Genomic DNA, 18,690 nt, shown 5'->3' with positions numbered 1-18,690 from the left:
CAAGGCTTCATCATCAATCTTTGAGGGCTTACGCTCAGTAAAGCCTTTAGGATGGGGATTTTTAATCCAGCTATAGACGGTGAATTTGCTGATTTTGTAGCGCTTTGCAACAGCGCGCCAAGTTTCTCCATTAGCAATATCGTTAAGAATTTTCTGTCGGAATTGGCTGCAGTAGGTCATAGGATATGCTCAGTTTGTTTTTGATAATTCTACTACAAGTTGTTTTTATATCTGTTTTGGATAAATTGGATTATAAGTGATTTTACTATAACGTTGTATGCATTTTTTGGGAACCCTACTATATTTTACCGAATAAAAAAATCATATTAATAAGATTGAAAATTTTTGGAATCAGGCAAAGCGGGAACTGATAAAAGATAATGGCATTGATCGCAAATCGTTTTCTTTATTTTTGAATGAATGTGAGTTCGGTTCACCTATGGGATATCATCTCAGCAGCTTAAAATCCTGCGGAAACGGTGTAAAATTTAATGCTAATCTATTTCAGCCCCAATATTTTAGTTGTATTTATGAATACAGGTTCTAAGATTATCGAGCTATTATAAAAAGTATCATAATCTAAAAAATTTTTACTCTCATTATCAATAATCTGCCAATGCCATTGCTCTTGATTCGCTAGCACAGCATGACATAGCTTATTATTTAAATCATGTCCTGATTTATATCCTTGATACCAACCAATAATAGGCGCACCAAGCATATATAGATCTCCAATAGCATCTAATAACTTATGTCGGACAAATTCATCATCAAAACGTAAACCTTGCTCATTCATTATGCGGTAATCATCAACAACAACCGCATTATCAAGACTACCGCCTAATGCTAAACCATTACTCTGCAAATATTCAATATCTCTCAAAAACCCAAAAGTCCTTGCGCGACTAATTTCTCGAATATAAGTTTGCGTAGAAAAATTTAAACGAAAATGTGAGCCTCGATGTCGGAAAACAGGATGATTAAAAGCAATAGTAAAATCTAATCGATAACCATTAAAAGGAATAATACGCGCCCATTTATCGCCATCTCTAACTTCAATTGCTTCATCAATACAAATAAAACGCTTGGCAGCATCTTGTTCTCGAATACCTGCTTGTTGTAACAAGTAAATAAAAGGAGCTGCACTTCCATCCATTATAGGCACTTCTGGAGAATTTAAGTCAATATAAAGATTATCAATTCCTAACCCTGCCAGTGCTGACATTAAATGCTCAACAGTAGCGATTCGTACACCATCAACAATCATAGCCGTACATAACAACGTATCATGTACATCAGTTGCACTCACTGGAATCTCAACATAAGGATTTAAATCTATACGTCGAAAAACAATTCCTGTACCAACAGGAGCAGGTAAGAAATGGATATCACATTGATTTCCACTATGAACACCAATACCTGAACCCTTTACTTCTCGCTTAATTGTACGTTGGCGTGCCATAATTATTTTACTCTACGACGTAAAATAGCTGGAATATTTAGATTATCTAAATAACCATCTCCTTTTTGTCCTGCCTTATCTGTTTGTTTTTCATTATTAGGTTTATTGCTAATGGTACCTAATAAATCAGGAATTTCCTCTTCACTTTCTTCTTCTTGATTTTCGCTTGAATCAATGCCCGTTGCAATAACAGTTACTCTTAAAGTATCGCCAAGATCTTCATCAATCAGTAAACCAAGTTTTGCATTAACTCTATCTTCATCAATTAGCTCTGATATTAATTGACCAACCGTATTATATTCAGACATTTTTACGCTACGACTAGCAGATACGTTGACTAATAATCCGCGAGCTGAGGATAAATCAATATTTTCAAGCAGTGGTGATGAAATTGCTTTTTCTGTTGCAGTTCTTGCACGATCTTCGCCTTTAGCTTCACCTGTACCCATGATACCAATACCACGTTCAGACATAATTGTCTTAACGTCTTCTAAATCCGTATTGATAAGTCCTTCTCTTTGAATAACATTCGCAATTCCTTGAACACCATCTTTTAAAACGCCATCAACAATTTTAAAAGCATTTTCAATGGTAATTTCTTCATCCATAATGTCGCTAATGCGATCATTAGGAATAATGATTAAGCAATCGACTTCTTCTTTGAGAACTTCTAAGCCTTGCTCTGCCATTCTCATTCGTTTAGCACCTTCATAAGAAAAAGGTTTGGTGACAATGGCAACCGTTAAAATTCCCATTTCTCTTGCAATACTTGAAATAACGGGAGCTGCACCGGTCCCTGTTCCTCCTCCCATTCCAGCAGCAATAAAAACCATATCTGCGCCAGAGAGTATTTCACGAATACGATCGCTATCCTCTTCAGCTGCTTTACGTCCTATTTCAGGTTTAGAGCCTGCTCCCATACCACGCGTTGTATGGACGCCTAACTGTAGTTTATTTGGAATAGGACTATTATTTAATACCTGCATATCTGTGTTAGCACAAATGAGTTCTACACCTTCGAGGTCAAAATCCATCATTTGTTTTACGGCGTTACAACCGCCCCCTCCAACACCAATAACTTTGATTAGTACTTGTGGAGAGATATCTTGTTCGTCTAATAATTCAAATGCCATTCGCTTCCTCCGAGGGCTAAGAGCGTGAGAACATACTGCTTAATCGTGTAATTATACCTTTTTTTGGTGGCTTCGCCCACACATGATCAGCAATTGGTTCATATAATAATTTAAGCATCCCTAAACTGGTCATCATACTAGGGTCATACTGTAGATGATCTGGCAAATTTGCAATTTGCTCTGGGCGTGCGATTCTTACTGGAATAGAAAATTCTTCTGTTACATAAGCAGCCAATCCGGGAATTTGCGCAGCTCCTCCTGTCAATACTAAACCACCCTCACTCATTCTACGCATTCCTTGCCGATGTAGCGCTTTTTCTAGCTGCGCAAATATTTCTTCATACCTAGCTGTAATAACTTTGACAACATCAGCACTAGCAACTTGCCTAGAAGGACGTAATCCTGTGCTTGGTAAATTCACCCATTCAGATTTCATTATAGATAAGCGAATAGCACCTTGCTGGCACTTAATTATCTCTGCAAATTGACGAGGTGTCGTAAATGTCGTTGCTAAATCACTAGATACCCATTCACCACCAATGTTTAAACCGCCGCTATAAAGTGGTCGATGTTCATACCATGCCATGAAATTACTAGTATCTGCACCAATATCTAACACACATACGCCCATTTCCCGTTCTTCTTTAGTAGTAGCCGCATAAGAAGAAGCCAAACCTGAAAAAACTAATGCATTGATGCCAATACCGGCTGCCTCAATTGCTCGTTTTAAATTTTCTGCATTATTTTTTCTCACGCGTAAAATATGCAAATGAGCGGATAATTTATCCGCTACCATACCAATAGGTTCATCAATGCCAGAATACTCATCTACTTGATATTGTTGCTCTAAAATATGTAAAATTTGATAATTTTCATCACTTATTTTTTGGCGAGCTTGTAGAATAAGCCGACTAATTTCATCACTACGGATTTTACCTGTTGGAATAGCGCAATCTGCGACACTATTCATTCCAGAAACCTGCTCACCACCAATTGCTGCATCCACATTTCGTATTTCAAATCCTGATTGTTGCTCTGCTTCATCAATCGCCTGCCGAATGGCTTTAGCAGTTGCTGCAATATCACTAACTAAGCCATTTTTAATAGAAGCGGTATTAACAACACCACACCCAATAATTTCTAAAGGTTGATTCTCTTCTTTTTGAGCCACAATCACACGAATTTGTGAACTCCCCGCATCTATAACAGCTTGAATAGCATCTGGTTTCATCTGCTTACCTTCTTATTATTATCAATTTCTGCGGGTTTAACCCCGGGTTTCCAACGAACAGAAAATCCTTCTTGATAGCGTAAATCCAAAGAGGCAATATATTTACCATACTTTGAGAGAATTTTACGATTAACAATCACTAGCTTTTTCAGTCGCTCATTTAATTCATCTCTACCTAATAAGACATCAATACCGGGAGCAATTCGTACATGCCAAATTAAGCGTGGATCTAGAGTTAGAGACAACAGCTCTACACCTTGCTCTCTTAACCATGGATTGATACGCCTATACATTTCAAGAACCGATTTTTCAGTTCCCTCTGGTCCTTCTACAGCAAATAACTTTGTTAAGGCTGGCGCATCAGGCAAATGAAAATGCACAGCATCCGTATCTAAAAAGTCTCCTTTTCCCCAACGTAAAATCGGTACTCTTTCTTGAACATTAACCTTAATAGCATCAGGCCATTGCTTACTAACTATTACAGATTTCACCCAATCCATTTGATCAATTTGTGTGGCTAATGCCTGAACATCGATATGTAACATATCAGCTCTACCATAACTACGAACGGTATCTGTAATTGTTAATGGATCAGCATAAATTAAAGGACGTTCAAGAACGACTCTTTTTAAAGGAAAGAAAGCATTTTGTGTCAATCGCTTATAAGTCATCCAACCGGCTAATAAAATTGCACTAAGTAATAACAATGCCAATACTGCTTCTCCAATAGAAGCCAATAACTGTTTTGCCAATGAACGTTGTTGCCGCTTAACGACGGAAACTTTACGCGGTGGACGGCTAACAGCAATTCGCATTATCCACCTGTTTTTTATAGGTAGTTGATAAAACTGAAATAACCGCATCCGAAAAACTCATCCCCGCTTTTGCAGCCGCTTGAGGAATAAGAGAATGAGAAGTCATTCCGGGTGAGAGATTGATTTCTAATAACCAAAGACGGTTATTTTGATCCAACAAATAATCTACCCTTCCCCAGCCACTACAGCCTAGAACACGAAAAGCTTTTTCTGTCATTTCTTGCAACTGCTTCTCTAGCGTTTCGGAGATAGGTGCTGGACAAAGATAACGTGTATCATCGGCCAAATATTTTGCCTCATAGTCATAAAAGCTATGATCGCTACTTGCGATAATTTCTATACTTGGTAGCAACTTATCACATACAATTCCGCATGTTAGTTCACGGCCAGTAATCCATGGTTCTGCCATAACAGCCTGCTTATCAACACCTGCTTTTAGAAGTGCTTCTTTAAAAGAAGCTTCATCTGTTACTCGACTAATTCCAACGCTAGACCCCTCTAAAGAAGGTTTAATCGCCAAAATATCACTACCTAAAGCTTCAACCAAGTCATCATATTGCGTTTGTGCGGTTACCAACTGATCTTTTAAAACTGGTAATCCATTTGCCGCCCATACCTGTTTTGTCATCACCTTATCCATAGCAATGGCACAAGCCATAATCCCACTACCAGTATAGGGTAAACCTAGCCATTCTAAAACGCCTTGAATTTGCCCGTCCTCTCCGCCACGACCATGTAACATAACAAACGCTCTAGAAAAACCATTTTTCTTTAATGATAGAACAGCTTCATGATCACGAGTATCGACTAAATGCGCATCAACTTGACGACTTAAAAGCGCCTGATGAACGGCAACACCACTTTGCAAAGAAACCTCTCTCTCTGCTGAATCCCCACCATAAAGCACAGCCACTTTTCCAAACATTGATGGGTTCATTTTGACTCCTCTACCATTTCTTTTGCTAAACGTCCAATATCCCCTGCTCCTAAAAAAATCACTACATCATTTTCTTGAAGCAAATTATTTTTTAAGTGTTCAATAATTCGTGTTTTATCTGCAATAAAAACGGGATCAACTCGACCATGTCCTCTAATCGCTCTAGCTAAATCTCGGCTATCTGCACCGACAATAGGCGTTTCTCCTGCAGAATAAACCTCCGTGAGAATTAACGTATCACACTCTGATAATACTTCAGCAAAGTCATCTAATAAATCTCTGGTTCGAGTAAAACGATGAGGCTGGAAAACCGGGACAACACGTCGCCCTGTAAATCCTTCCTTAGCAGCCGCTAAAACTGCACGAATTTCACTTGGATGATGACCATAATCTTCAAAAATATCTGCTTCTCCAAAGGCGTGCTTAATGCGCCCATGATAAGTAAATCGCCGTCCAACGCCAAAAAATTGCGACAACCCTTTAATAATTGCTTCTCTATCTAGCCCAAGCTCCTCACCTACAATAATTGCTGCCAATGCATTTAATACATTGTGTTTACCCGGCATATTCAATACAACAGAAAAAGTTTGATTGGTATTATCATCAATCACATCAAAATGCATTTGCATTCCTGTCTGACGAACATTTATCGCTCTAACATCTGCTTCCTTACTAAAACCATACGTTCTTACGGGTCGCCCAACATCTGGCATAATTGCTTGTACGCCTGGATCATCAATGCACATTACCGCTAAACCATAGAAAGGGAGATTGTGCAGGAAACGAACAAATCCTTCTTTTAGTGTTTCGTAACTACCTTCATAATTCTCCAAATGATCCGCATCAATATTAGTAACAATTGAAATCATTGGTTGTAATAACCAAAAAGACGTATCCGATTCATCGGCTTCTGCGACTAAATATTGCCCTTCACCTAAGCGTGCATTACTGCCTGCTGAAGTCAATACACCACCGATAACAAAAGTTGGATCAAGCCCCGCATCAGTCAAAATAGAGGCTGTTAAACTCGTTGTTGTGGTTTTTCCATGTGTACCCGCAATAGCAATACCAAATCGAAAACGCATTAACTCTGCTAACATTTCCGCGCGACGGATAACTGGAATTCCTAATTCTCTCGCTTGCAATATTTCAGGATTACTACGACTAATTGCCGAAGATGTCACTACGACATCGGCATCTATAACATTTTCTGCGGCATGCCCGATAAAAATTTTAGCGCCTTTTGATTCTAACCGTTGCGTAATTGCGGATGATTTCATATCAGAGCCACTTACTTCGTAGCCTAAATTCAGTAGCACCTCAGCAATGCCGCTCATTCCAACGCCACCGATTCCCACAAAAAATACATTTTTGACTCGGCGCATTTGACGACGTTCAATACGTCCGAAATGAATATCCGCTGCTTTCATTAAAGAATTTCCTCAATTTCAGACAAAATTTTATCTAATGCTTGTCTATGAGAACATTGATAAGCCTTTTTAGCCTGTTCTGCTAAATCTGTTCTTAAATCGCGCTCTGCAATCAACTTTGCTAATTTCTCTGCTGTTAACTCAGATTGCGCAATCACACTGGCTGCACCTGCTTCTGCTAACTGTTGTGCATTCATTGTTTGATGGTCATCTACCGCATGGGGAAAAGGAATAAAAATTGCTGGTAAACCTACAGTAGCAATTTCCGCTACTGTTAATGCACCAGAACGTGCAATTACCCAATCTGAATTACCATATGCTTCTGCCATATCATCAATAAAAGCGACTACTTTTGCTCTAATCCCCAAATCGGCATAACATCTTTCTGTTTCTTTTAACCAACGTTCTCCGCATTGATGTAAAACTGTTGGACGTTGTCTTTCCGGTAATAAAGCCAATGCCTGTGGCACTAAAGTATTAATCGCACTCGCTCCCTGACTTCCCCCTAATACTAGTAACTTTATCGAACCATAATGAAAAGGATAGCGTTTGGAAGGTGCAGCTACCGCAGCAATATCTGAACGAACAGGATTACCCGTTAAAACATAAGATTTTCCGCTTGATAACTTATTGGCTGCTCTATCATCAGCAAGTAACACCTTATCTGCAAACTTTGCTAACCATGTATTAGTCATTCCCATCACAGCATTTTGCTCATGAATCACCAGTGGAATACCTAAAGCTTTTGCTGCCAAACCTCCAGGACCAGATACAAATCCCCCCATTCCGATTACAACATCAGGTTGAATTTCCTTCATAACTGATTTGGCTCTGGCTCTTGCGCGATACACCATAAATGGTGCTTTTAACCATCCTAATAGTCCCTTGCCTCTTAAGCCACGGACAGCAATATCATGCAACTCAAATCCTGCTTCCGATACCTTTTTCCCCTCAAAACCTTCCTTATTTCCTAGCCAATGAATGACTGCGCCTTTCTCTCGTGCTGCTCGCGCAACAGCTAAAGCAGGATAAACATGACCGCCTGTACCACCTGCCATCATTAAAACCGTTTTGCCTTGCCAAACGCTTCTCATAATATCCCCTCTCGTTTTGCTTGAAAACGCGCTTCTCCATCAACTCTCGCTAAAATCCCTAAAGCAATCCCTGTAATCATCAAAGAACTTCCACCATAGCTAATCAGTGGTAAAGTTAGTCCTTTTGTTGGCAACACTCCTGTCACCACACCCATATTAATTAATGTTTGTATACCAATCCATAAACCAATTCCATAAGCAACATACGCATGAAAACGTTTACGAACGCGATCAGCCAACTGACCTATCATAAAAGCTCGCCAAATCAATAGGGTATAAATACTCATAACAATAAGCGAACCAATTAACCCAAGCTCTTCAGCAATAATCGAAAAAATAAAATCCGTATGCGCTTCAGGAACAAACTGATGTTTAAAAACACTGTCTCCTAAGCCGACACCATGAATGCCACCTCGTCCAATAGCAACTAAGGAATTAGCCAGCTGATAACCTTCATCATATTGATACTTAAAAGGGTCTAAAAACATAATTAAACGCTTTACTCGATAAGGTGCAGCAACCAAAATAAATCCCATTGCTGTTACCGCAACCGCACCCAATACTAAAAAACGTCCTAAAGGGATGCCTGCTAAAAACATCATTCCCAGTAATGTTGTCAATATTACTGCTGTTGTACCAAAATCTGGTTGTTTCAATAATAACGCAGAAAAAGCTGCTCCTACTAATAATAATAAAAATACCGGCGTCCAAGAATGTTCTAATTTAATACGATTTTTAGTTAAAAAAGCGGCGGCATAAAGAATAACGGCTAATTTTGCAACTTCTCCAGATTGAAGCTTAATCGGACCTAAATTCAACCAACGATGTGCGCCATTTGCCGCATAGCCAATTCCGGGCATAAAAACAAGAAACAACATAATGATAGAAAGAATCAATATCTTATCTGCGTGTTTAAAAAAAGTATTTACCGGTTGTGAAAAAGCAATATAAGCACAAATAAATGACACTCCGTAAAAAATACCCTGTCTTTTTACAAAATATAATTTCTCTGCCCCACTTTGTAACGCAATAGGCGTTGAAGCAGAAGTGACCATTACCATCCCTATGGTTACTAATGTCATTAAAGCAAATAATAGCCATATATCTGGAAATGAAACATTATGCCAACGAGTAACATGTTTAGCTTGACTGCGATGAAAATCTGCAACAGGATCTTTAATCCGAGTATTCACCGACATGATGAAGTCACCTCATAAGCAAAACATTCTCCCCGCTCTGCATACCCATTAAATTGGTCAAAACTCGCAGTTGCAGGTGAAAGCAACACCCAATCCCCTGATAACGCTTCCTTTCTTGCTAAAGAAACTGCGTGATTCATTTCACCACATACAGTATAAACAACCCCCTCAGCATCAAAAGCAGCTTGCATATCACGATTATCTACACCAATCATCAATACTCGCTTAACACAGGACTGTAAAATAATTTTAGCTAACTCACTAAAATCTTGATTTTTCCCAACACCGCCTACAATTAGCCAAGTGGGCGCTGTAATACCGGATAATGCTGCTGCTGTTGCACCAATATTGGTTGCTTTAGAATCATCTAGCCACTTGACCCCATTCTCTTCTGAAACTAATCGCATCCGATGAGGTAATCCTCTAAATAACATTAAAGCTTTCGCTGCTTTTTCAGGTATCACGCCTAAAGCCTGTGCCATTAATAATGTGGTCAAAGCATTAAAAAAATTATGCATGCCATGAACTGATAATGCAGCTGTAGATAAAACTGGCGAATCTGAGATAAAAATATGTTCTCCCTCAACACGATTTGCACCGTTCATACTATAAAAAATCGCTTGCTTTGCTAAAGCAGCCATTTCTACACAAGCAACATCATCTCCATTCAAAATACAAACATCTGAAGCGGCTGCCAAATGTGCTTTTGCCGCAACATAGTCTTGATAACTATCATATCTGTCCAAATGATCTGGACTGACATTTAAAACTGCCCCTACATCCGCATGAAAACTTGGGCATATTTCTAACTGATAGCTTGAAAGTTCTAAAACATAGACATCCGTTTCTTCTGGCGCATCAAATAAAGCCTCTAAAACTGGACGACCGATATTGCCACATAAGCGAACGGATAGTCCCTGCGCTTGCAATACCTCTGCCAGCATCGTGACCACTGTTGATTTTCCATTAGAACCTGTAACTGCTGCAATTGGTTTTTCTGCCAAACGAGCAAATAACTCAATATCATTAATCACTTTTGCCTGACTATGACGAATGGCTGCTTTTCGACGATCGACACCAGGACTAACTACTAAAGTTGCATATTGCTCTAAGCGCTTTTTATCTGTTAAAGAAATGGTTGTGACATTTGTTTGTACACGCTCATCTACTCCAACCACTTCATATCCAGCTTCTTGTAAAAATCGCAATGCTGACCTTCCTGAAGCGCCCATCCCCACAACCGCAATAGGTTCAGCCAGTGATAATTCTTTTAATTTTTCTAACATATTCATTCTATTGAATCTAGCGTAATTTTAAAGTAGATAACCCAATTAGAACTAATACAACCGTAATAATCCAAAATCGAATTGTCACTCTTGTTTCTGGCCAACCACCGAGTTCAAAATGGTGATGCAATGGTGCCATACGTAAAACACGCTTACCACGATATTTATACGAACCTACTTGTGCCATTACTGATAATGCCTCAGCAACAAAAATGCCACCCATCACTGCAAAGACCAACTCCTGACGAACGATAACCGCCACCGTCCCTAAAGATGCGCCCAAACTTAAAGCACCAACATCTCCCATAAATACTTGAGCTGGATGCGCGTTATACCACAAAAAGCCCAAACCAGCTCCAGCAATCGCCGCACAGAAGACTCCTGCTTCTCCAGCATTTGGAATCACTGGAATATTTAAGTGAGAAGCAAAATTCGGGCTACCCGAAAGATAAGCAAAAACACCTAATCCCCCTGCTACTAATACGACAGGCATAATTGCCAATCCATCCAAACCATCTGTCAAATTAACCGCATTACTAGCACCAGTTAAAACCAAATAGACAAAAGGAATAAACAGCCACCCCATTTGCCACTCAATATGCTTAAAAAAAGGAACAATTAAGCTTGTTTCAATCGGCGTTTTAGCTAAAAAATACAACCAAAAAGCCACAACCAGCGCTACAACAGACAGCCAAAAATACTTCTCTTTTGCTCTTAATCCTAACGTATTCTTTTTAACTAATTTTCGATAATCATCAGTCCAGCCAACCGCGCCAAAACCCATGAGCGTAAATAACGTAATCCATGTATAAGAGATGCGTAAATCCGCCCATAACAACATAGAAATAGCGATAGAAAAAATAATCAAAGCTCCACCCATTGTAGGTGTTCCTGCTTTCTTCAAATGCGTTTTAGGACCATCATTGCGGACGAATTGCCCCATCTGCATTCCTTTCAACCAATCAATCATCTTATTACCCAAACCAATACTCAGTAACAACGCTGTTAACGCACCGAGAATAGTTCGAGATGTTAGATACGTTAAGGCATTTAATGGCGTAAAATATTGTTGCAGCCATTCAGCTAAAGCGTAAAGCATGCTTTATCCTTTTCTATATTTTTCTAAATCTGCGGCGATAAATACGCGTTCCATCGCTGCACTTCGTGAACCTTTTACCAATATAATTTGCATAGACTCTAAAGCTAATAAATTTTTCAATGCTTCAGCTAATGCCTCTAAAGAAGTAAAATTTTCAGCATTATAGTCTTTCGCATTTAAAGACCAAAAACGCGTAACACCTTGTTTCTTAGCGTATTGTGTGACTTCTTGATGCAGCTGTGCGCTATTTTCTCCTAATTCAGCCATTGCACCAGCGATGACCAACGTTTCCCCACCAGTACTACTAGCCAATACATCAATTCCTGCTTTAAAAGAAGCAGGATTCGCATTATAAGTATCATCATAAATGCGATGTTGATTAACTGAAAATACAGATAGACGAGATTGTTTCAACGATAAGCCATTCAAACCTGCTGAAATGTGCTCTATTGAAAGTCCTGCTAATATTGCTGTCGCACAAGCAGCTAAAGCGTTCTCTACATTATGTCGACCATAGAGATTCCAATCGACCGTCATTTTTTGATTTTCAATATTCACAACAAAATGCCGACCATCATCAGATATAAAACTTGGAACAATATCGCCATTGCCTCTAAGAGAAAAGGTTTTTTTAGGGCGACTTTCATATTGAGCTAACCAATCATTTGCCCAAGGCAAATCTACATTAATGACGATTTTTTCATGACTATTCTTATATAATTCCGATTTCGTTTGGGCTACGCCTTCTAAAGACCCAAACCCTTCTAAATGTGCGGCAGATACATTGGTCACTAATGCAATATTAGGTTGAGCGATTTTTGCAAGATAAGCAATTTCGCTGGGATGATTTGCACCCATTTCAATAATGACAAACTGATGCTCATCTCTTAATCTCAATAACGTTAACGGTACACCAATATCGTTATTTAAATTTCCAGCAGTAAAAAGCGTTTCACCTGCCTGAGAAAAAATTCTTGCCAACATTTCTTTTGTGCTAGTTTTACCATTAGAACCTGTTAAACCAACAACGATTGCTTGACTGCGTTGGCGTCTTTCAATAGCTAAATCAGCTAAAGCTTGTAAACTAGATGCGACAGCAATCTGAGGTAAACTAATTTCTCTATTGATTTCCTGAACAATCGCCGCAACAGCAGCTTTTTCTTTTGCTTGAGCTAAAAAATCTTCCCCTTTAAAATTTTCTCCCCTTAGCGCAATAAACAATGCACCTTTAGAAATATTGCGCGTATCAGTGGAAACTTCTAAAGCTTCCCAATTTTGTTCACCAAAATAGTCTTTAGCCTTAACAATTTCTACAATTTCTTTTGCTTGCCAAGGTCTTATTGATTTAGCCATTTATGTACTGTTTCCTGATCTGAAAAATGCGTTTTTTGATTACCAATAATTTGATAATCTTCATGCCCCTTACCCGCAATTAAAACGGTATCTCCCGCTTTCATTCGCTCAAGTACATAAAAGATAGCGGCATCTCGCGGCTGAACCACATGGACGTTTTCTGGATGTTCTAACCCACTTATCATATCTTTAATAATCTCACTAGGATTCTCTGTTCTAGGATTATCATCTGTTAGCACAATTTCATCTGCAAATTTTTCTGCAGAAGCAGCCATTAGAGGACGTTTTCCACGATCCCTGTCTCCACCACAGCCAAAAATTAACCATAGTTTTCCTGCAACATGAGGACGAATACCCGTGAGTACCGACTCTATAGCACCTGCTGTATGCGCATAATCTACAATCGCATTTTTCTTATTACCCAAAGCAATCTTTTCCACTCTTCCAGGAACACCCTTTAGCTTTGACAAAACCTCTGCTGTTTGCATTAAACTCAAGCCACCACTTAATAAACAAGCCGCAACATTGAGTAAATTATCAATATTAAAACGTGCTAATAAAGGTGTCTGAACTTTTACCGACTCATGATCTGCTTCTAAAGTAAAAGCAATGCCATCATTTAATAATTGAATATTTTTTGCGCTAAGAAACCGATGAATATTAGAAGGTCTCTTTTTTAATTGGCTTGTTAGCCCCCAAATAGTAGCAGAAGAATGAATATACTTTTCATCAACTAGGCGTTGTCCATACTTATCATCAAGATTGATAATTGCATGACGCAATGGATAAGCAAATAATTTTGCTTTCGCTTGAAAATAAGCTTCCATTGTTTGATGATAATCTAAATGGTCTCGGCTTAAATTAGTAAAAACTGCGGTATCAAACGTTACAGCAGCAACCCGATTCTGCATCAGCGCGTGCGAAGACACTTCCATTGCTGCAACTTTTGCACCATTACTTACAAAATCACTGAGTAAAGATTGAACATGTAAAGCATTTGGTGTGGTATGCGAAGCTGATTGCAAGTGAGATAAACGCCCATAACCAATCGTTCCTAACATTGCAGCATCTAACCCTTGAGCTAAAAAATGCACCAAAGAAGATTTGCCGTCTGTTCCCGTCACACCAATTATTCGCAATTTTTGTGAAGGATGATGATAAAAAACATCTGCTAATTGACTAATTTTTGAGCTTAAATCTAGAACAGCAATCGCACCTTTCGGCGGATTTTCATAAGGAGGCTCAAACAAGATTCCTGCAAACGCCATATCTGACTGATAAAAATCTAGAGCGTGATGTGTAATACCTTTTTCTGCAAGCCACCAAGTATCTTTGTCACATTCACGGGAATCAACCGCAATTGCTTTAACCGATTGCTGACTATTCACTGTCATACCAATCGTTGCTAGCCAATCTTTAAGGCTTAACATCACTAACTCCCGCATAATCACTTTCTTCAAAAATACTTCTGTCGATATCTAAATTAACTTTTCCATTTTTATCAATTTTATCTGGAAGAACACCAAGAATTTTTAATGATGCTTCTATAATTCTAGAAAAGGCGGGCGCAGCCGTTAAACCACCATAGTACGCGCCACTTGTTGGATCATCTACAACCACCACCAAAGAAACTCTCGGATTAGTTGCAGGAGCAACGCCAGCAAATAAACCTCTGTAACGATTTTTTGAATAACCGCCATTGATTACCTTATGGGAAGTTCCTGTTTTCCCAGCAACCGTATAACTTTGCGTATTGGCTCGTTTTCCTGTACCACCATCTTGCACAACTGTTTCCATCATTTTTAAAACAGCATTTGCAACTTCTGGTGACAATACCTGCTCACCCGGAATTTCTACTGTTCGCTTAATTAACGTAAGAGGTTGTTTTACGCCATGATTAGCAATCGTAGCATATGCATGTGCAACTTGTAACGCAGAAGCTGAAATTCCATAGCCAAAAAATGTTGTTGCATAAGAGAAATCTCCCATTTTTTTAGGATTGCGCAATATACCGGTTTGCTCTCCGGGAAAATTAACGCCAGATAAGCCACCAAATCCCATACGTTTCATAAAATCATAATATTTTTGGCGGGGCATTTTTTGGCTAATCATAGCCATACCAATATTAGAGGATTTTCGGATTACGCCAACAGAATCTAAAGTACCATAATTATGCACATCTCTTACGACATTTTTACCTATTGAATAAATTCCTCTGGTAGGAAATATCGTTCTAGTTGTAATGACTCCTGCATCCAAAGCAGCTGCCATTGCGACCGGTTTAATCACTGAACCCGGTTCAAACACATCTGTAATCACATGATTTTTCATTAGTTCAGGAACACGCTCAACAGGATTATTAGGATTTCCATCTGGTAAAGAAACCATGCCTAAAATCTCGCCAGATTTAACATCTACCATAACAGCAGATACTGACTTTGCACGAAACTCATGCATCGTTTCTAATAATTCTCGTCGCATGAGATATTGAATACGCTTATCAATAGATAACTGCAAATTTTGTCCTTGAGCAGTAGCAACTTCTTCCCCAATAATACTAATCGCTCGCTTACCAGCATTTGTCCTAACAAGCATTTTGCCTTTCTGCCCAGACAGCCAGTCATCATATTGCCTTTCAATACCTTCCTGACCATGCTCATCAATCCCTGTAAAACCAAGAACTTGCCCTGTGAGTTCTCCGTCAGGATAAAACCTTTGAAAACCATCTTCACGTGTAATTCCTGGAAGCTTCAGTGCTTCAACAGCTTGCATATCAGCGGGCGATAGCTGTCTTTTCAGATAATAAAACCCCCGCTGAGAACGCTCATCCAATCGGTTAATTAACTCTATAATCGGAATATTTAAAATTGTTGACAAATCCAAGAGCCTTAATTTCTGATATCTTAGAAAACTAACTTTTTCATCAATCGCCTTATCAAGTATCCAATGGCAATCTTGACTAAAATTTATATTCTGTTCACAAGCATCCTTTTCTCGGTCAAAATCCCCTTGAAGTGTTTGCAGAAGAACTTTAGGATTTGCGACAACAGAACTAACAGGAGAACTTACCGCCAAAGGTTCTCCTTCTCTATCCATAATGATACCGCGCAGTGCACTTTCATAAACCGCACGTACTGCACGCCCATCTGCGCGCGAAACCATATCATTACGCACAATAACTTGTAAATAAACCAATCTAGCAACTAATGCTAAAAAGCAAATTATCAATATTGCTATTACAAAGGTTAGCCGTTTATTTTCCCCATAAGGTGCTGCCGAACGAGGCATAATCAATCCAAATAAACAACTTGCTTAGCCAATGGCATATGCAGATTTAATCCATCAGCGATTGCCTTTTCTATTGCATGATCATTAACAAGTGTTTTTTGTTCTAACAATAATTGCGTCCAATCCGAATTTAATTTATCTCTGTCTAGCTTTAATGATTGAACTTCAGAAACCAAATTTGCATGATCTTGCGCATAAGCTGCTGTTTTTACCCCATTAACTATAGCAAATGCTGATAACACCACCAATAATAAAGCAAACCACTTCATAATTTTATAGCCCTTCTTAAACGTGCACTCCTGCACCTTGAATTTTCCCTAACTGCTTGTGCAGATGGCTTAATAACTGGAGAAATCAACTTTAATTCTTGATTTATCCGCCCCTCTGATAATGGAATTTCTGCCGGTAATTCCTTCCCTTCCTTAGAACGAATAAAACGCTTAACTAAAGCATCTTCTAATCCATGAAAGGTAATCACTGCTAAAACCCCACCAACCTTTAATAGCTTCACCGCCGCTTCTAAACCATGCTGAATTTCACCTATTTCATCATTGACTACCATTCGAATCGCTTGAAAAGTCTGAGTCGCTGGATGATAACCCGGTTTATAAAACTTTTTTGGCATCGCTTGTGCCACAATATCTGCTAAATCTGTTGTTGTTGTTAATCGTTCACGAACATTCATAATGGCATATGCAATACGCTGAGCCACGGTATGAGGTTCTCCACCTAAATCTCTAATAACTTTTGCTAACGTTTGTTCATCGGTTTGCAAAAGCCAATCTCGTGCACTCATACCAATTGTTGGATCCATACGCATATCTAACGGCCCTTCTTTAGAAAAAGAAAAACCTCTTTCTGCTTGGTCTAACTGCGGAGAAGAAACCCCTAAATCAAAAAGAATACCATCTAAACTCCCTTCTGCTATACTCGAAAAAGCATTCTCCATTTCCCCAAAAGGTCGTTTTGCAAAATAAAACCTTTTATCATCAATCTTTTGCGCTGCTTCAGCCGCCTGAGGATCTCTATCAAGTGCGTAAAGTCGCCCTTCTTCACCTAAATTCCTCAAAATTGCTTGGCTATGTCCACCTCTACCAAAAGTTGCATCTAAATACCACCCTTGAGGCTTAATAGAAAGCACCTCTATAGACTCTTCTAGCAAAACAGAAATATGAGACTGCATGGTCATATAGATAACTCCTCCAACGATTGACCAAAATCAAAATCTTCAGCAGATAACATTTCCATTGCTAAAGTATTTTGACTATCCCAACGTTGTTGATCCCAGAGCTCCAATTTATTTCCCATTCCTGTTAACACAACTTTCTTATCTAATCCTGCAAACTTACGCAGCATCGGCGGAATTAAAATTCTTCCTGTTGTATCTAGCTCGCAATCACAAGCATGACCAAGATACAAACGCTTAATATTCCTAGCGCGTGTTTCAATGCTAGATAATTTTTCTAGTTTCGCTGATGCCTTCTGCCAATCAGATAACAAATAAATCAATAAATTTTTATCCAAATCAGCTGTTAAAACTACTTGTCCATCGGACTCTTCTTCCAAAATGGTTCGCAGCTTTGAAGGTACCGAAAGGCGCCCTTTTGCATCTAGCGATATTTCATAAATTCCACGAAACATAATGGGGAAAAATTCCAATCCATTGCACTTTTTCCCACATTATAAATCGCTTTCACTTTTTTTCAATTAAAAGGTAGTGTTATCGAAAAACAATTTGGTTTATAGTTATCTATAAGTCATAGAGATTCTATAAAAACTAAGAATTTAATGATTTTTTAAATTAATCAGTGTAAAAAAGTGGATATAAAAAAACATTTCTAATGTATAAAAAATAAGCAAAAAATATTTTTTTTTAAGGCTAGATAGCTAAAAACTTCACTTTATTTCCACAGTTTTAGGAATTAACTTTCGCTCTAGAGTAGCAGGAATAATCTGTTAGTCTAGAAAAATGAAATCTAACAGCAAACTAAGTACATATAAGCTTAAAAAAAATTGTGCAATGCTTTTGTATTGCTATTGACACAACCAAAACAGCTCTTCTGCTGAATGTAAACCGTAATACCATTAACCGCTGGTACGCTATCTTTCGCCAAGAAATTTATCAGTATCAACTAAACCAAAAAACCTTTTATATGGCTCAATTGAGATCAATGAATCCTATTTTGGCGCAAAGCGTCAAAGGGATTATCATGACAAGCTCAAACGTGGTCGTGGGACTTTAAAACAATCCGTCTTTGGTATCTTTGAAAGACAAGGTCGTATCTATACTGAGATCATTCCCGACTGTAAGAAAAAGACCTTGCAAGGTGTTATTCTTGGTAAAGTAGCGCTTGATAGTGTCA

The 18,690-nt window shown here is 38.7% G+C and carries 17 protein-coding genes and 2 pseudogenes; 2 read left to right on the top strand and 17 right to left on the bottom strand.

Features of this window, described 5'->3' with window-relative positions; genetic code table 11:
• On the bottom strand, positions 1-180 hold a 180-nt coding region (locus tag A5N85_RS09165), incomplete at its 3' end, for a helix-turn-helix domain-containing protein (protein ID WP_143143240.1).
• A 136-nt stretch (positions 181-316) separates the two neighbouring features.
• Here A5N85_RS09165 and A5N85_RS09160 point away from each other — a divergent pair.
• Positions 317-492 (top strand): annotated as a pseudogene (locus A5N85_RS09160) (IS1595 family transposase); the annotation flags it as partial.
• 7 nt (positions 493-499) lie between these two features.
• Here A5N85_RS09160 and lpxC read toward each other — a convergent pair.
• From lpxC to mraZ, 16 genes are read right to left on the bottom strand one after another with little or no spacing between them, the layout of a single operon-like run.
• Positions 500-1,462, bottom strand: coding sequence for a UDP-3-O-acyl-N-acetylglucosamine deacetylase (gene lpxC / locus A5N85_RS09155; protein WP_072576955.1), 963 nt, complete (start codon positions 1,460-1,462; stop codon positions 500-502).
• A 2-nt stretch (positions 1,463-1,464) separates the two neighbouring features.
• A complete protein-coding gene (gene ftsZ / locus A5N85_RS09150) occupies positions 1,465-2,595 on the bottom strand; it encodes a cell division protein FtsZ (protein ID WP_072576954.1) in 1,131 nt (376 codons plus the stop codon).
• Positions 2,596-2,611: 16 nt separating this feature from the next.
• A complete protein-coding gene (gene ftsA, locus A5N85_RS09145) occupies positions 2,612-3,826 on the bottom strand; it encodes a cell division protein FtsA (protein WP_072576953.1) in 1,215 nt (404 codons plus the stop codon).
• Positions 3,823-4,641 carry a cell division protein FtsQ/DivIB gene (locus A5N85_RS15190; protein WP_072576952.1) on the bottom strand — a complete coding sequence of 273 codons (819 nt, stop codon included), beginning with the start codon at positions 4,639-4,641 and terminating at the stop codon, positions 3,823-3,825. Before A5N85_RS15190 ends, ftsA begins: the two co-directional genes overlap by 4 nt.
• Positions 4,625-5,578 (bottom strand): D-alanine--D-alanine ligase, encoded by a 954-nt coding sequence (locus A5N85_RS09135; protein WP_072576951.1) that lies wholly within the window; start codon positions 5,576-5,578, stop codon positions 4,625-4,627. The genes A5N85_RS15190 and A5N85_RS09135 overlap by 17 nt, the downstream gene beginning before the upstream one ends.
• A complete protein-coding gene (gene murC, locus A5N85_RS09130; protein WP_072576950.1) occupies positions 5,575-7,008 on the bottom strand; it encodes a UDP-N-acetylmuramate--L-alanine ligase in 1,434 nt (477 codons plus the stop codon). The genes A5N85_RS09135 and murC overlap by 4 nt, the downstream gene beginning before the upstream one ends.
• A complete protein-coding gene (gene murG / locus A5N85_RS09125) occupies positions 7,008-8,102 on the bottom strand; it encodes an undecaprenyldiphospho-muramoylpentapeptide beta-N-acetylglucosaminyltransferase (RefSeq protein ID WP_072576949.1) in 1,095 nt (364 codons plus the stop codon). Before murG ends, murC begins: the two co-directional genes overlap by 1 nt.
• The gene (gene ftsW / locus A5N85_RS09120) at positions 8,099-9,301 is read right to left on the bottom strand and encodes a putative lipid II flippase FtsW (RefSeq protein ID WP_084601727.1); all 1,203 of its coding nucleotides are present in this window, start codon (positions 9,299-9,301) and stop codon (positions 8,099-8,101) included. The genes murG and ftsW overlap by 4 nt, the downstream gene beginning before the upstream one ends.
• Positions 9,292-10,587, bottom strand: a complete 1,296-nt coding sequence (gene murD / locus A5N85_RS09115) for a UDP-N-acetylmuramoyl-L-alanine--D-glutamate ligase (protein WP_072576948.1) — start codon at positions 10,585-10,587, stop codon at positions 9,292-9,294. The genes ftsW and murD overlap by 10 nt, the downstream gene beginning before the upstream one ends.
• A 16-nt stretch (positions 10,588-10,603) precedes the next feature.
• Entirely contained in the window at positions 10,604-11,686 is a 1,083-nt protein-coding gene (gene mraY / locus A5N85_RS09110) for a phospho-N-acetylmuramoyl-pentapeptide-transferase (RefSeq protein ID WP_072576947.1), read from the bottom strand.
• A 3-nt stretch (positions 11,687-11,689) separates the two neighbouring features.
• Positions 11,690-13,039: a UDP-N-acetylmuramoyl-tripeptide--D-alanyl-D-alanine ligase gene (locus A5N85_RS09105; RefSeq protein ID WP_072576946.1), complete on the bottom strand. Its 1,350-nt coding sequence runs from the start codon at positions 13,037-13,039 to the stop codon at positions 11,690-11,692.
• Entirely contained in the window at positions 13,024-14,469 is a 1,446-nt protein-coding gene (locus A5N85_RS09100; protein ID WP_072576956.1) for a UDP-N-acetylmuramoyl-L-alanyl-D-glutamate--2,6-diaminopimelate ligase, read from the bottom strand. Before A5N85_RS09100 ends, A5N85_RS09105 begins: the two co-directional genes overlap by 16 nt.
• Positions 14,456-16,327, bottom strand: coding sequence for a peptidoglycan D,D-transpeptidase FtsI family protein (locus A5N85_RS09095; protein WP_169818646.1), 1,872 nt, complete (start codon positions 16,325-16,327; stop codon positions 14,456-14,458). The genes A5N85_RS09100 and A5N85_RS09095 overlap by 14 nt, the downstream gene beginning before the upstream one ends.
• 2 nt (positions 16,328-16,329) lie before the next feature.
• Positions 16,330-16,596: a cell division protein FtsL gene (gene ftsL / locus A5N85_RS09090; protein ID WP_072576944.1), complete on the bottom strand. Its 267-nt coding sequence runs from the start codon at positions 16,594-16,596 to the stop codon at positions 16,330-16,332.
• Complete coding sequence (gene rsmH / locus A5N85_RS09085; RefSeq protein ID WP_072576943.1) at positions 16,593-17,516, bottom strand: 16S rRNA (cytosine(1402)-N(4))-methyltransferase RsmH; 924 nt, start codon at positions 17,514-17,516, stop codon at positions 16,593-16,595. The genes ftsL and rsmH overlap by 4 nt, the downstream gene beginning before the upstream one ends.
• Positions 17,513-17,968 (bottom strand): division/cell wall cluster transcriptional repressor MraZ, encoded by a 456-nt coding sequence (gene mraZ / locus A5N85_RS09080; RefSeq protein ID WP_072576942.1) that lies wholly within the window; start codon positions 17,966-17,968, stop codon positions 17,513-17,515. Before mraZ ends, rsmH begins: the two co-directional genes overlap by 4 nt.
• Before the next feature lie 328 nt (positions 17,969-18,296).
• On the opposite strand from mraZ, the pseudogene A5N85_RS09075 reads away from it, so the two are divergent.
• A pseudogene (locus A5N85_RS09075) lies at positions 18,297-18,690 on the top strand (transposase); the annotation flags it as partial.

The sequence above is a fragment of the Suttonella ornithocola genome (assembly GCF_001889065.1).
GTDB classification, from domain to species: Bacteria; Pseudomonadota; Gammaproteobacteria; order Cardiobacteriales; family Cardiobacteriaceae; genus Suttonella_A; species Suttonella_A ornithocola.
Note: the sequence above shows the minus strand (reverse complement) of the source record. Positions and strands in the feature narration are given on the sequence as shown.

Coding starts and splice junctions, on each gene's coding strand:
- murG (WP_072576949.1), bottom strand. CDS start 8,102: ATGAGAAGCGTTTGGCAAGGCAAAACGGTTTTAATGATGGCAGGTGGT.
- rsmH (WP_072576943.1), bottom strand. CDS start 17,516: ATGACCATGCAGTCTCATATTTCTGTTTTGCTAGAAGAGTCTATAGAG.
- ftsW (WP_084601727.1), bottom strand. CDS start 9,301: ATGTCGGTGAATACTCGGATTAAAGATCCTGTTGCAGATTTTCATCGC.
- A5N85_RS09105 (WP_072576946.1), bottom strand. CDS start 13,039: ATGGCTAAATCAATAAGACCTTGGCAAGCAAAAGAAATTGTAGAAATT.
- A5N85_RS09100 (WP_072576956.1), bottom strand. CDS start 14,469: ATGTTAAGCCTTAAAGATTGGCTAGCAACGATTGGTATGACAGTGAAT.
- ftsL (WP_072576944.1), bottom strand. CDS start 16,596: ATGAAGTGGTTTGCTTTATTATTGGTGGTGTTATCAGCATTTGCTATA.
- A5N85_RS09135 (WP_072576951.1), bottom strand. CDS start 5,578: ATGAACCCATCAATGTTTGGAAAAGTGGCTGTGCTTTATGGTGGGGAT.
- A5N85_RS15190 (WP_072576952.1), bottom strand. CDS start 4,641: ATGCGAATTGCTGTTAGCCGTCCACCGCGTAAAGTTTCCGTCGTTAAG.
- murD (WP_072576948.1), bottom strand. CDS start 10,587: ATGTTAGAAAAATTAAAAGAATTATCACTGGCTGAACCTATTGCGGTT.
- mraY (WP_072576947.1), bottom strand. CDS start 11,686: ATGCTTTACGCTTTAGCTGAATGGCTGCAACAATATTTTACGCCATTA.
- ftsA (WP_072576953.1), bottom strand. CDS start 3,826: ATGAAACCAGATGCTATTCAAGCTGTTATAGATGCGGGGAGTTCACAA.
- A5N85_RS09095 (WP_169818646.1), bottom strand. CDS start 16,327: ATGCCTCGTTCGGCAGCACCTTATGGGGAAAATAAACGGCTAACCTTT.
- lpxC (WP_072576955.1), bottom strand. CDS start 1,462: ATGGCACGCCAACGTACAATTAAGCGAGAAGTAAAGGGTTCAGGTATT.
- murC (WP_072576950.1), bottom strand. CDS start 7,008: ATGAAAGCAGCGGATATTCATTTCGGACGTATTGAACGTCGTCAAATG.
- ftsZ (WP_072576954.1), bottom strand. CDS start 2,595: ATGGCATTTGAATTATTAGACGAACAAGATATCTCTCCACAAGTACTA.
- mraZ (WP_072576942.1), bottom strand. CDS start 17,968: ATGTTTCGTGGAATTTATGAAATATCGCTAGATGCAAAAGGGCGCCTT.